This window comes from Streptomyces sp. NPDC041191 (genome assembly GCF_055591945.1).
The window spans coordinates 232,708-244,969 of the sequence record NZ_JBVIZC010000012.1 but is presented as its reverse complement, the minus strand read 5'-3'; the positions used below and the strand labels follow the sequence as shown (position 1 = coordinate 244,969).

12 protein-coding genes and 1 pseudogene are annotated in these 12,262 nt (G+C 72.0%); 5 read left to right on the top strand and 8 right to left on the bottom strand.

Annotation, left to right across the window (positions count from 1 at the left end):
* Nucleotides 1-11 precede the first annotated feature (11 nt).
* Both ACZ6AQ_RS24315 and ACZ6AQ_RS24310 read left to right on the top strand, forming a co-directional pair.
* Complete coding sequence (locus ACZ6AQ_RS24315) at nucleotides 12-512, top strand: methylated-DNA--[protein]-cysteine S-methyltransferase (RefSeq protein ID WP_468762228.1); 501 nt, start codon at nucleotides 12-14, stop codon at nucleotides 510-512.
* A 40-nt stretch (nucleotides 513-552) separates the two neighbouring features.
* Entirely contained in the window at nucleotides 553-756 is a 204-nt protein-coding gene (locus ACZ6AQ_RS24310) for a type II toxin-antitoxin system VapB family antitoxin (RefSeq protein WP_468762226.1), read from the top strand.
* Between the two features lie 31 nt (nucleotides 757-787).
* Here ACZ6AQ_RS24310 and ACZ6AQ_RS24305 read toward each other — a convergent pair whose 3' ends face one another.
* Entirely contained in the window at nucleotides 788-2,479 is a 1,692-nt protein-coding gene (locus tag ACZ6AQ_RS24305) for a BCCT family transporter (protein ID WP_468762224.1), read from the bottom strand.
* A gap of 112 nt (nucleotides 2,480-2,591) precedes the next feature.
* Here ACZ6AQ_RS24305 and ACZ6AQ_RS24300 point away from each other — a divergent pair, with 112 nt between their 5' ends.
* A complete protein-coding gene (locus tag ACZ6AQ_RS24300) occupies nucleotides 2,592-3,743 on the top strand; it encodes a glycerate kinase (protein ID WP_468762222.1) in 1,152 nt (383 codons plus the stop codon).
* Between the two features lie 78 nt (nucleotides 3,744-3,821).
* Here ACZ6AQ_RS24300 and ACZ6AQ_RS24295 read toward each other — a convergent pair whose 3' ends face one another.
* Nucleotides 3,822-4,658, bottom strand: a complete 837-nt coding sequence (locus ACZ6AQ_RS24295; protein WP_468762220.1) for an NAD-dependent epimerase/dehydratase family protein — start codon at nucleotides 4,656-4,658, stop codon at nucleotides 3,822-3,824.
* Between ACZ6AQ_RS24295 and ACZ6AQ_RS24290 the strand changes: the two are divergent.
* Nucleotides 4,657-5,178: pseudogene (locus tag ACZ6AQ_RS24290) on the top strand (GNAT family N-acetyltransferase); the annotation flags it as partial. The gene ACZ6AQ_RS24295 and the pseudogene ACZ6AQ_RS24290 sit on opposite strands and share 2 nt — an antisense overlap.
* Before the next feature lie 66 nt (nucleotides 5,179-5,244).
* Nucleotides 5,245-5,772, top strand: coding sequence for a GNAT family N-acetyltransferase (locus ACZ6AQ_RS24285; RefSeq protein WP_468762331.1), 528 nt, complete (start codon nucleotides 5,245-5,247; stop codon nucleotides 5,770-5,772).
* A 64-nt stretch (nucleotides 5,773-5,836) separates the two neighbouring features.
* On the opposite strand, the gene pssA is transcribed toward ACZ6AQ_RS24285, so the two are convergent.
* The 6 genes from pssA to ACZ6AQ_RS24255 form a co-directional block, all read right to left on the bottom strand.
* Nucleotides 5,837-6,703 carry a CDP-diacylglycerol--serine O-phosphatidyltransferase gene (gene pssA, locus ACZ6AQ_RS24280; RefSeq protein ID WP_388695932.1) on the bottom strand — a complete coding sequence of 289 codons (867 nt, stop codon included), beginning with the start codon at nucleotides 6,701-6,703 and terminating at the stop codon, nucleotides 5,837-5,839.
* On the bottom strand, nucleotides 6,696-7,352 hold the full coding sequence (locus ACZ6AQ_RS24275; protein ID WP_388695929.1) for a phosphatidylserine decarboxylase: 657 nt from the start codon (nucleotides 7,350-7,352) through the stop codon (nucleotides 6,696-6,698). The genes pssA and ACZ6AQ_RS24275 overlap by 8 nt, the downstream gene beginning before the upstream one ends.
* A gap of 168 nt (nucleotides 7,353-7,520) precedes the next feature.
* Nucleotides 7,521-8,726: an acyl-CoA dehydrogenase family protein gene (locus ACZ6AQ_RS24270; protein WP_468762329.1), complete on the bottom strand. Its 1,206-nt coding sequence runs from the start codon at nucleotides 8,724-8,726 to the stop codon at nucleotides 7,521-7,523.
* Nucleotides 8,727-8,728: 2 nt separating this feature from the next.
* Nucleotides 8,729-9,253: a MaoC family dehydratase gene (locus ACZ6AQ_RS24265; protein ID WP_388695924.1), complete on the bottom strand. Its 525-nt coding sequence runs from the start codon at nucleotides 9,251-9,253 to the stop codon at nucleotides 8,729-8,731.
* Nucleotides 9,254-9,257: 4 nt separating this feature from the next.
* Nucleotides 9,258-10,232 carry an HpcH/HpaI aldolase/citrate lyase family protein gene (locus tag ACZ6AQ_RS24260; RefSeq protein ID WP_468762218.1) on the bottom strand — a complete coding sequence of 325 codons (975 nt, stop codon included), beginning with the start codon at nucleotides 10,230-10,232 and terminating at the stop codon, nucleotides 9,258-9,260.
* On the bottom strand, nucleotides 10,229-12,250 hold the full coding sequence (locus ACZ6AQ_RS24255) for a protein meaA (RefSeq protein ID WP_468762216.1): 2,022 nt from the start codon (nucleotides 12,248-12,250) through the stop codon (nucleotides 10,229-10,231). Before ACZ6AQ_RS24255 ends, ACZ6AQ_RS24260 begins: the two co-directional genes overlap by 4 nt.
* Nucleotides 12,251-12,262 lie beyond the last annotated feature (12 nt).

The window sequence follows — 12,262 nt, the reverse complement described above, 5'->3', positions numbered from 1 at the left end:
AGACCGCGCCCGTGCCCACCGTCCAGCACACCGTCGTGGACAGTCCGTACGACCCGCTGACCCTCGTCGCCGTCGACGGGGTCCTCAGCCGCGTCCACATGACCGGCCAGCGCCACCGCCCGCCCGAGGAGACCTTCGGCGAGCCCGACCCGCGCCCCTTCGGGGAGGCGATCCGCCAGCTCGACGCCTACTTCGCCGGCGAACTCACCGAGTTCGACCTGCCGTTGCATCTCGTCGGCACCCCGTTCCAGCTGCGCGTCTGGGAGCGGCTGCGCCTCATCCCGTACGGGGAGACCCGGACGTACGGCGAACTCGCCGAGGAGCTGGGGAGTCCCGGCGCCTCCCGTGCCGTCGGCCTCGCCAACGGCAGGAACCCCGTCGGCATCGTCGTCCCCTGCCACCGGGTGGTCGGGACCGGCGGCGGCCTCACCGGCTACGGCGGCGGCCTCGACCGCAAGCGGCGGCTCCTCGCCCTGGAGTCGGGCGCGGGGGAACCCGACGCCCTCTTCTGAACCCGGTGCCCCCGCCCGGCCGGGGTGTTAGGTTCCCGGCATGGCCAAGGTGAACATCGCGCTCGACGCCGAACTCGTCGTGGAAGTCATGGTCCTCGCGGGGATCAGCAACCCCCAGGACGCCGTCGAAGCGGTCGTCCGCGACTACATCGCCCGCGGGCACCGCACCGAGGCCCGGGTCGCCGGCCGGGACGAACCGCGGCACACCGGCGAGATCGTCCCTCCGGAGCCCCCGCAGGGCTGAGACCGGCCGGACGGCCCGCCCCGCCGGGGCCTCAGCCCTCCTGGTCCGGGGGCTCCGCGTCGCGTCGCGCCCTCGCCGCGCGCCGCAGACGGGGATGGCGGTCGCCGCCCTGCTCGGTCATCGCCTCGCCGACCATGGACCGCACCGCGTCCCGCAGCCCGTGCAGGGCGTGGTGGCGGACCGGACCCGCCCCCGGGTCCTCCCTCAGCTCCTTCACGAGCGCCCAGCAGAGCACCAGCATCGCCACCACGAACGGCAGCGCCACCAGGATCGTCGCCGTCTGGAGCGAGTCCAGACCGCCCACCACGAGCAGCACCGCCGCCACGGCGGCCATCAGGACGCCCCACACCACCACCAGCCAGGTCGGCGGATGGAGCGCGCCGCGGCTGGTCAGCGACCCCATCACCAGGGAGGCCGAGTCGGCGCTGGTGATGAAGTACGTCATCACCAGGACCATCGCCAGGACCGAGGTGACCGTGCCCAGCGGCAGCGCCTCCAGCATCCCGAACAGCGACGCCTCCGCCCCGTCCGCCACCGTCGCCGCCAGGTCGGCGGCGCCCGTCGACTCCAGCCGGATCGCCGTGCCGCCCATCACGCAGAACCACACCACCGTCGCCCCCGACGGCACGAGCAGCACGCCCACCAGGAACTCCCGGACCGTCCGGCCCCGCGAGATCCGGGCGATGAACGTGCCGACGAACGGCGCCCAGGACAGCCACCACGCCCAGTAGAAGATCGTCCACTTCCCCAGCCAGCCGGGGTCGGTGAACGCCCCGGTCCGGGTCGCCATCGGCAGCAGCTGGTGCAGGTAGCCACCGACGGAGGCCGGGATGGTGTCCAGGACGTAGACGGTCGGCCCGAGCAGGAAGACGAAGAGCATCAGACAGGCCGCGAGGACGACGTTCAGCGTGGAGAGCCACTTCACGCCCTTGTGGAGGCCGGAGAAGGCCGACAGGACGAAGGCCGCCGACAGCGACACGATGACGACGAGCTGGACGGTCGTCGTGTTCTCCACGCCCATGGTCAGGTCCAGTCCCTCGGCGACCTGGAGGGCGCCGAGCCCCAGACTCGTCGCCGTGCCGAACACGGTCGCGAACACCGCGAGCAGATCGATCGCCTTGCCCGGCCAGGAGGCCGCCCGCCGCGCCCCCATCAGCGGCACGAAGGCGGAACTCAGCTGGTTCCCCCGGCCCTTGCGGAAGCCCGCGTACGCCAGGGCGAGGCCCGTGATGCCGTAGATCGCCCACGGGGTGAGCGTCCAGTGGAAGAACGAGTACTCCATGGCGTTGAGGGCCGCCGTGCCCGTCCCGGCGGAGGCCCCGCTCGCCGGTGGCGGGGCCAGGAAGTGCTGGAGCGGCTCCCCGACCCCGTAGAACATCAGGCCGATGCCCATGCCGGCGCTGAACATCATCGCGATCCACGCCAGGTGCGTGAACTCGGGCTCGGAGTCGTCCGGACCCAGCCTGATCCGGCCGAACCGGCTCAGCGCCAGCACCACGCACAGCACCAGGAAGACGTCCGCCGCGACCACGAACAGCCAGGCGAAGTTGGAGAGGACCCAGTCCAGGGCCGTGGAGGAGGCGCTGTCGAAGGAGTGCTCGCCCAGGGCCGCCCAGGCCACGGCCGCGGCGACGGCCGTGACCCCGATCCCGATGACCTTGCCGTCAGGCGCGTGCCGCCCGTCCGGGGCTGCCGGGGCGCGCTCGCTCGGTTCCGTGCTCATGCGACCCCACTATGGTGCGGAATGTCCGTGTGGCGGGGGGTGGCACGCCGTCCGGCGGTCCGGATAGGGTCGGCGGCGGCGCGACTGCACGTTCGAAAGCAAGGGATGCAAGGTGACGGACGGAGCAGCAACTGAGGTCGCCCGCGTGCTCGTGGCGGCCGACAAGTTCAAGGGTTCGCTCACGGCGGTGGAGGTCGCGCGGCGGGTCTCGGCGGGTCTGCGGCGGGTCCTCCCGGACCTCGTGGTGGAGACGCTGCCGGTCGCGGACGGCGGCGACGGCACCGTCGCGGCGGCCGTCGCCGCAGGGTTCGAGCGCCGTGAACTGACCGTGACGGGACCGCTCGGCGAACCGGTCACCGCCGCGTTCGCGCTGCGCGGCACCACCGCCGTCGTCGAGATGGCGGAGGCGTCCGGCCTCCAGCTCCTCCCGCCCGGCGTGTTCGCCCCGCTCACCGCGACCACGCACGGTTCCGGCGAACTGCTCCGCGCCGCCCTGGACGCCGGTGCGACCACCGTCGTCTTCGGCGTCGGCGGCAGCGCCACCACCGACGGCGGCGCCGGGATGCTCGCCGCGCTCGGCGCCCGCTTCCTCGACGCGGCGGGCGAGCCCGTCGGCCCCGGCGGCGCGGCCCTCGCGGACCTGGCCACGGCCGACCTCACCGGCCTCGACCCCCGCTTCGCCGGGGTCGACCTGATCCTCGCGAGCGACGTCGACAACCCCCTCACCGGACCCAAGGGCGCCCCCGCCGTCTACGGCCCGCAGAAGGGCGCCACCCCGGACGACGTCCGGACCCTGGACGCGGCCCTCGCCCACTTCGCCGCCGTCCTGGAGAAGACCGTCGGCCCCCGGGCGGCCGAGGCCGCCGCGGCACCCGGCGCGGGCGGCGCGGGCGGCATCGGCTACGGCGCCCTCATCCTCGGCGCGAGCTTCCGCCCCGGCATCGAGCTGATGCTGGAGGTCCTCGGCTTCCCCCCCGCCCTGGAGCGCGCCGACCTCGTCATCACCGGCGAGGGCTCCCTCGACGAACAGACCCTGCACGGCAAGGCCCCGGCCGGCGTCGCCGCGGCGGCCCGCGCGGCCGGCAAGGACGTCGTCGCGGTCTGCGGCCGCCTCGCCCTCCCCGCCGAAGCCCTCGGCCGGGCCGGCATCCGCCGCGCCTACCCCCTCACGGACCTGGAACCGGACACGGCGAAGTGCATCGCGAACGCGGGCCCGCTCCTGGAGGACACGGCGGCCCGCATCGCGCGCGACTTCCTGTCGTAGCGCCCGCGGCGGGCACGCCGCCCGCACGGCGGTCCTTCGCCCCGGAGGCGGCGAGGACCCGCACGCCGCGGGCGCCCGTCACCGGTCCTGGTCCGCGAAGCCCGTCCGCCAGGACGGGCGGGCCGGGGCCCAGCCGAGCGCACGGGCCCGGGCGTTCACCGCGCCCCGGGCCCACGGCACCCGCCCCTCCGTCCGTTCCGGGGCCGGGACGCCCAGGGCCTCCGCCAGGACCGGCAGCCAGGCGTGACCGGGGGCGGGCTCGTCGTCCACCACGTTGTACGCGCCCGGGGGCCACTCCAGAGCCCGTACGGCCGCCTCGGCTGCGTCCCCGACGTGCACGAAGGAGCCGACCGAACCGTCGGCCGCCGTGCTCCCCAGGAACCGGGCCCCCGGGTCCCCGGCGAGCGCGGCGGCGACGGCGCCGCCCGGCGCGTACCAGGTGCCGGGCCCGTAGAGGGTCCCGTACCGCAGGACCACGGCCTCCGGCAGCTCGGCCACCGCCGACTCCAGGGCGCGCACCCCGGCGACGATCCGGGCCCGGGGCTGCTCCTCCGTCGGGTCGAGCGGCACGGACTCGTCGGCGGGCGCGTCCCCGGGCGCGTACGCCCAGGAGATCGACTGCGCCACGATCCGCCGGACCCCGGCCTCCCGCGCCGCGTCCACCAGGTTCCGGGTGCCCTCGACGCGGACCCGGTTGTTCGCGGCCCCGTCCGCCCCGCCCAGGTCGGTGAGCTGGTGCACCACCGCGTCCGGCGCCGCCCCGGCCACCGCCCGCCGCACCGCCTCCGCGTCCAGCACGTCCACCGGACGCGGACCGCGCCGGGAGATCCCCACGACCTCGTGGCCCGCCGCCTCCAGGCGCGGCACGAGCTGACGACCCACGGCGCCCGTGGCGCCCGCGACCAGTACACGCATGGACACCACCCTAGAAGCCCCCGTAAGCCCTCTCGGAAGCCCCTCCCGGAGGACCGTCATCTCCCGGAAACACACGGGTGTGAAGCTCGGGCGCATGAAGCCGTACATCGCTCCGCTCATCGAGGAGAACCGCTCCCACCCGCACCTCGCCGGCCTGCTGGGCGCCTACCACCTGGCCAACCAGGCGGAGAAGGGGACGCCCGTGGCGGCGGTCGCCGGGCTTCCGGCCGTATACCGGGGGGAGGCCGAGGACCCGGCCGCCGCGTTCGCCGCCGACACGGTCCTGCTCGCCACCCCGCCCGGCGGGGACGGTCCGGTCGGCTGCGTCGTCCTGAAGGCTCCCCGCGAGGGGCGCGCGCCCGAGGTCAAGCGCCTCTGGGTCGAGCCGGGGGAGCGCCGGAAGGGCCTCGCGCGGGCCCTCGTGGCCGAGGCCCTGCGCCGGGCCGCCGCCCTCGGAGCGCCCGCCGTGCGCCTCACGGTCCGGAACTGGCGACGGGAGCCGCTGGCCCTCTGCCGGAGCCTCGGCTTCGAGACCGTCCCCTCCTGGGACGTCCGCCCGGACCTCCTCTGCCTGGAGAAGCCGCTCGTGACGGACGACATCGTGCTCCTCACCCCCGAGGCCGTCCGCGCCCACGCCCCCGACGGCCTCGCCGCCCTCCTCGTGGACGCCGTGGACGGCGGGGCCTCCGTCGGTTTCCTCGCGCCCCTGGACGCCGCCGAAGCGGCCTCCTGGTGGCTCGGGGCCGCCGGGGAGGCCGAGGAGGGCGTACGGGACGTCTGGGCGGCCCTGGACGGGGCCGGGCGTCCGACCGGGGCCGTCACCCTCGTCCGTACGGGCGCCGCCAACGGCCGGCACCGGGGCGAGATCGCCCGGCTCCTGGTCCACCGCTCCGCCCGGGGCCGGGGCCTCGGACGGCGGCTGCTCGCCGCGGCCGAGGCGCACGCCGCCGCCACCGGCCTGACCCTGCTCGTCCTGGACACCCGGGCCGGCAGCCCGGCCGAGCGCCTCTACCGGGGCGCGGGCTGGACCGCCGCCGGGACGGTCCCGGAGTACGCCGCCGACCCGGCCGGGGCCCTCCGCCCGACCACGCTGTACTACAAGCGGCTCGGCTAGGGCACGCGAAAGGGCCCCGGGAGGCCGTATCGCCTCCCGGGGCCCTTCGTACGCGTACCGTCCGCTACGGCAGCTGCGCCGCCCGCGCCTCCCGGCTCTCGCGCCGGTTGCCGCGGAAGGTGTTCACCCGGCGGGCCGTCGCGAAGAGGGGGATCACGGCGCCCAGCACGACCTGGAGCGCGCAGCCGGTCTGGAGCAGGAACGCCCCGCCCGGCGCGTCGAACGCCCAGGCCGCCAGCATGGCCATCGCGCCGACGATCCAGCTCAGCATCGCCACCGCGAGGATGCCCCGGGGCTTCGGGTACTCGACCCGGCTGACCATCAGCCACGCCACCCCGATGATCGCGAGCAGCGTCGGGATGAAGGGCAGCTCCAGCAGCACGATCGAGACGACCGTCAGCGCGCCGAAGGGGCTCGGCATGCCCTGGAACATGCCGTCCTTCATGGTCACGCAGGAGAATCTCGCGAGCCTGAGGACCACCGCGAGCAGCACCACGATCGCGGCCACGGCCGAGACCTTCTGCTGCGCGTCGTCCGCGACCATGCCGTACACGAGCACGAAGTAGGCCGGAGCGAGACCGAAGCTGATCAGGTCCGACAGGTTGTCGAGCTCGGCGCCCATCGGGGAGCTGCGGAGCTTGCGCGCCACCAGCCCGTCGAAGAGGTCGAAGACCGCCGCGCACAGCATCAGGATCACGGCGGTGGCGGCGCTGTTGCGCGCCATGCCGGTCTCGTTGCTGCCGGTGAGGTGCGGGATGAGGATGCCCGTGGTGGTGAAGTACACGGCCATGAAACCGCACGTGGCGTTACCGAGCGTGAGGGCGTCCGCTATGGACAGCCTCAGCGACAACGGCATCTCCTCGGCCTCCTCGGCCGCCCGCGCCTCGGCGTCGGCGGCCCAGTCGGCCGACTGTGTCTCGGGATCAATCACGGTCAATGCGAGTCACCCCCGCTGTGGTGACCTGGCCGACCTCGACCGCGACCTCGACACCCTCGGGGAGGTAGATGTCGACGCGCGAGCCGAAGCGGATCAGGCCGATACGGTCGCCCTGCTCCACCTTCGTCCCCTGCGGGACGTACGGCACGATGCGACGGGCGACGGCGCCCGCGATCTGTACCATCTCGATGTCGCCGAGCTCGGTGTCGAAGTGCCAGACAACGCGCTCGTTGTTCTCGCTCTCCTTGTTGAACGCCGGGACGAACCCGCCGGGGATGTGCTCCACGGACGTCACCGTGCCGGCCAGCGGCGCGCGGTTGACGTGGACGTTCAGCGGGCTCATGAAGATGGCGACCCGGGTGCGTCCGTCCTTCCACGGCATGATGCTCTGCACCACACCGTCGGCGGGGGAGATGACCCGGCCCTGAGCGATCTCGCGCTCGGGGTCGCGGAAGAACCACAGCATGCCGGCCGCGAGCGCGGTGGTCGGCACGGCGATGGCCGCGGCGCGCCTCGACCCGCGCGCGCGCACGAGGCTGAGCGCCGCGGTGGCGACGGTCGGCAGGAGCCACGGCGATGCTCCGCGCGCGAGGCGTACGCCCTTGAGGCTGTCGCGGTGTGCAGAGGTTTGGCTGTGGGGCATGGATGACCTTCGTAGCGGATGATGCCGCACTGGCAACGGGGACGGCGGCTTTCCGGCGATGCTATCGGTTGCGGGGCGCAACTGGGCAAGCCAGGAACCGAGTCGGCGGCCGGAAGACGAACACGGGGTGTGATCTTCTTCGCGGCCGAACCGGCTCAAAAGCGACAATCAACCCTGGAATCGGTACTCCTCCAGCAGCCGGCGACCAATGATCATTTTCTGGATCTCGGCGGTACCTTCACCGATGAGCAGCATCGGAGCCTCCCGGTAGAGGCGCTCGATCTCGTACTCCTTCGAGAAGCCGTATCCGCCGTGAATGCGGAAGGCGTCCTCGACGACCTCCTTGCAGTACTCGGAGGCGAGGTACTTCGCCATCCCCGCTTCGAGGTCGTTCCGTTCACCGGAGTCCTTTTTGCGTGCTGCGTTCACCATCATGGCATGGGCGGCCTCGACCTTGGTAGCCATTTCGGCCAGTTTGAACTGGATCGCCTGGTGCTGGGCGATGGCCTTGCCGAAGGTGTGGCGCTGCTGGGCGTACGAAACGCCCAGCTCGAACGCACGCTGAGCGACGCCGCAGCCACGCGCCGCCACATTCACGCGTCCGACCTCGACGCCGTCCATCATCTGGTAGAAGCCCCGGCCCGTGACCCCGCCGAGCACACGATTGGCCGGAATACGCAGTCCGTCCATGATCAGCTCGGTCGTGTCGACGCCCTTGTACCCCATCTTGTCGATCTTCCCGGGGATGGTGAGGCCCGGACGGACCTCTCCGAAGCCGGGTTCCTTCTCCACGAGGAAGGTCGTCATCGACTTGTGGGGGGCGGTGCCCTCCGGGTGTCCTTCGTCACTCCGGACCAGAACGGCCACCAGCGACGAGGTGCCGCCGTTCGTCAGCCACATCTTCTGGCCGTTGAGGACGTACTCGTCGCCGTCCCTGACGGCCTTCGAGGTGATGGCCGACACGTCCGAGCCGAGGGCCGGCTCCGACATCGAGAACGCGCCGCGCGTCTCGCCGGCCGCCATGCGCGGGAGGAAGTACTCCTTCTGCTCCTGCGTGCCGTGCTGCTTGAGCATGTACGCCACGATGAAGTGGGTGTTGATGATGCCGGAGACCGACATCCAGCCGCGGGCGATCTCCTCCACGCACAGCGCGTAGGTGAGCAGCGACTCGCCCAGGCCCCCGTACTCCTCGGGGATCATCAGGCCGAAGACGCCGAGCTCCTTGAGCCCGTCCACGATCTGCTGGGGGTACTCGTCGCGGTGCTCCAGATCGGTCGCGACCGGGATGATCTCCTTGTCCACGAAGTCGCGGACGGTGGCCAGGATCTCCTGCTGGACATCGGTGAGGCCGTGGGTCTGGGCGAGTCGCGCCATGGTCACTTCTCCGGCTTCTTGGAGGGCTCGACGAGGTCGGGGCGGCCGGGCTGCTCGCCGCCGCGCTCCTTGATGTACGTCTCGGTGGGGACCATCACCTTGCGGCGGAAGACGCACACGAGGGTGCCGTCCTGCTTGTAGCCCTTGGTCTCCACGTACACGATCCCGCGGTCGTTCTTCGACTTCGACGGGGTCTTGTCGAGGACCGTGGTCTCGCCGTAGATCGTGTCGCCGTGGAAGGTCGGCGCCACGTGCCGCAGCGACTCGATCTCCAGGTTGGCGATGGCCTTGCCGGAGACGTCCGGCACGGACATGCCGAGCAGCAGCGAGTAGACGTAGTTGCCGACGACGACGTTCTTGCCGAAGTCCGTCGTGTTCTCGGCGTAGTGCGCGTCCATGTGCAGCGGGTGGTGGTTCATCGTGAGCAGACAGAAGAGGTGGTCGTCGTACTCCGTGACCGTCTTCCCGGGCCAGTGCTTGTAGACGGCACCGACCTCGAACTCCTCGTACGTGCGGCCGAACTGCATGGTGCTACGCCTCCGGGATCTCGAACGTGCTGGTGCGCCGCATGCCGGCGGCGCGGCCCTTGCCGGAGATGACCAGGGCCATCTTGCGGGACGCCTCGTCGATCATCTCGTCGCCGAGCATCGCGGAGCCCTTCTTCCCGCCGGCCTCGGACGTGTAGTAGTCGTACGCGTCGAGGATCAGCTCGGCGTGGTCGTAGTCCTCCTGCGAGGGCGAGAAGATCTCGTTCGCGGCGGCGACCTGGTCCGGGTGCAGCACCCACTTGCCGTCGAAGCCCAGGGCGGCGGCGCGGCGCGCGACGGCCCGGTAGCCCTCCTGGTTGCGGATCTGCAGGTAGGGGCCGTCGATCGCCTGGAGGTTGTTGGCGCGGGCGGCCATCAGGATGCTCATCAGGATGTGGTGGTAGGCGTCCGCCGGATAGCCGGGCGGCTGCTCGCCCACGACGAGGGACTTCATGTTGATGGAGGCCATGAAGTCGGCCGGGCCGAAGATGATCGTCTCGACGCGCTGGGACGCCTGCGCGATGGCGTTGACGTTGGTCAGGCCCTGCGCGTTCTCGATCTGCGCCTCGATGCCGATCTTGCCGACCTCGAAGCCCATCGTCTTCTCGATCTGGGTGAGCAGCAGGTCCAGCGCGACGATCTGCTGCGCGTCCTGGACCTTCGGCAGCATGATGCAGTCGAGGTTCTGGCCGGCGCCCTCGACGACCGTGACGACGTCCCGGTACGTCCAGTGGGTCGTCCAGTCGTTGACGCGGACCACGCGCGTCTTGCCGGTCCAGTCGCCCTCGTTCAGGAACTTCACGATGGTGTGCCGGGCCTCGGGCTTGGCCAGCGGGGCGCAGGCGTCCTCCAGGTCGAGGAAGACCTGGTCGGCGGCGAGACCCTGGGCCTTCTCCAGGAAGCGCGGGTTGGAGCCGGGGACCGCCAGGCAGGAGCGGCGGGGGCGCAGCCGGTTCACGGGAGACGCGGGGCTGGTCATGCGGGGACCTCCGTACTTTCAAGGGAGCTGAGCTTGTTGGCTCTGCGGATCTCGTCGACGATACGGCCGATGATCTCCGTGATGCCGAAGTCCTTCGGGGTGAAGACGGCGGCCACGCCCGCGCGCCTCAGTTCCGCGGCGTCGGCGTTCGGGATGATCCCGCCGACGATGACGGGAATGTCGGACGCGCCCGCCTCGCGGAGGCGGCCGAGGACGTCCGGGACCAGCTCGGCGTGCGAGCCGGAGAGGATCGACAGGCCCACGCAGTGCACGTCCTCGGCCAGGGCCGCGTCGACGATCTGTTCGGGGGTCAGCCGGATGCCCTGGTAGACCACTTCGAAACCGGCGTCGCGCGCGCGTACGGCGATCTGCTCGGCCCCGTTGGAGTGCCCGTCCAGGCCGGGCTTGCCGACGAGCAGCCGCAGCCGTCCGGCGTTCAGCTCCTCCGCGGTCCGCGCCACCTTCTCCCGTACGAGGGCCAGCGGCGTGCCCGCCTCGGCGGTCACCGCGACCGGGGCGGAGGACACGCCCGTGGGGGCGCGGAACTCGCCGAAGACGTCCCGCAGCGCCCAGGACCACTCCCCGGTGGTGACGCCCGCGCGCGCGCACTCCAGGGTGGCGGCGAAGAGGTTGCCGTCGCCGGCCGCCGTCGCCTTCAGCTTCGCCAGGGACTCCTGGGCGCGGGTCTCGTCGCGGTTGTCGCGCCACTCGTGGAGGGCGGCGACCACCCGTGCCTCGTTCGCCGGGTCCACCGTCATGATCGCGGTGTCCAGGTCGGCGGTGAGGGGGCTCTCCTCGGTCGACCGGTGGATGTTGACGCCGACGATCTTCTCCTCGCCGGCCTCGATCCGGGCGCGCCGCTCGGCGTGCGAGGAGACGAGCTGTGCCTTGAGGTAGCCGGACTCGACGGCCGCCATCGCGCCGCCCATCTCCTGGATGCGGTCGATCTCGGCCAGGCACTCCTCGACGAGGGCGTCCACCTTGGCCTCGATCACGTGCGAGCCGGCGAAGATGTCCTCGTACTCCAGCAGGTCGGACTCGTGGGCGAGGACCTGCTGGATGCGCAGCGACCACTGCTGGTCCCAGGGCCGGGGCAGACCCAGGGCCTCGTTCCAGGCGGGGAGCTGGACGGCCCGCGCGCGGGCGTCCTTGGAGAGGGTGACGGCCAGCATCTCCAGGACGATCCGCTGGACGTTGTTCTCCGGCTGGGCCTCGGTCAGGCCGAGCGAGTTGACCTGCACGCCGTAGCGGAACCGGCGCTGCTTGGGGTTCTCGATGCCGTACCGCTCGTGGGTGATCTTGTCCCAGATGCGCCCGAAGGCGCGCATCTTGCACATCTCCTCGACGAAGCGGACGCCCGCGTTCACGAAGAACGAGATGCGGGCGACCACCTCGCCGAAGCGGTCCTCGGGGACCTGGCCGGAGTCCCGGACCGCGTCGAGCACCGCGATGGCGGTGGACATCGCGTACGAGATCTCCTGGACCGGAGTGGCCCCCGCCTCCTGCAGGTGGTAGCTGCAGATGTTGATCGGGTTCCACTTCGGGAGGTGGTTCACCGTGTAGGTGATCATGTCCGTCGTGAGGCGGAGGGAGGGGCCGGGCGGGAAGACGTGCGTCCCGCGCGACAGGTACTCCTTCACGATGTCGTTCTGGGTGGTGCCCTGGAGCCCGGCGACGTCCGCCCCCTGCTCCTCCGCGACCACCTGGTAGAGCGCCAGGAGCCACATCGCCGTGGCGTTGATGGTCATCGAGGTGTTCATCCGCTCCAGGGGGATGTCCTGGAACAGCCGGCGCATGTCGCCGAGGTGCGAGACGGGGACCCCGACCCGGCCGACCTCGCCGCGGGCGAGGACGTGGTCGGGGTCGTAGCCCGTCTGCGTCGGCAGGTCGAAGGCGACCGAGAGGCCGGTCTGACCCTTGGCGAGGTTGCGCCGGTACAGCTCGTTGGACGCCTCGGCGGTCGAGTGACCGGCGTACGTCCGCATGAGCCACGGCCGGTCCTTCTGGCGCTCAGTCATCTGTGGTCCCGG

Excerpts from the sequence above, each read along its gene's own strand:
- ACZ6AQ_RS24305 (WP_468762224.1), bottom strand. The coding sequence starts at position 2,479 with ATGAGCACGGAACCGAGCGAGCGCGCCCCGGCAGCCCCGGACGGGCGG.
- ACZ6AQ_RS24265 (WP_388695924.1), bottom strand. The coding sequence starts at position 9,253 with ATGCAGTTCGGCCGCACGTACGAGGAGTTCGAGGTCGGTGCCGTCTAC.
- ACZ6AQ_RS24270 (WP_468762329.1), bottom strand. The coding sequence starts at position 8,726 with ATGGCGCGACTCGCCCAGACCCACGGCCTCACCGATGTCCAGCAGGAG.
- ACZ6AQ_RS24260 (WP_468762218.1), bottom strand. The coding sequence starts at position 10,232 with ATGACCAGCCCCGCGTCTCCCGTGAACCGGCTGCGCCCCCGCCGCTCC.
- ACZ6AQ_RS24310 (WP_468762226.1), top strand. The coding sequence starts at position 553 with ATGGCCAAGGTGAACATCGCGCTCGACGCCGAACTCGTCGTGGAAGTC.
- ACZ6AQ_RS24275 (WP_388695929.1), bottom strand. The coding sequence starts at position 7,352 with ATGCCCCACAGCCAAACCTCTGCACACCGCGACAGCCTCAAGGGCGTA.
- ACZ6AQ_RS24255 (WP_468762216.1), bottom strand. The coding sequence starts at position 12,250 with ATGACTGAGCGCCAGAAGGACCGGCCGTGGCTCATGCGGACGTACGCC.
- ACZ6AQ_RS24295 (WP_468762220.1), bottom strand. The coding sequence starts at position 4,658 with ATGCGTGTACTGGTCGCGGGCGCCACGGGCGCCGTGGGTCGTCAGCTC.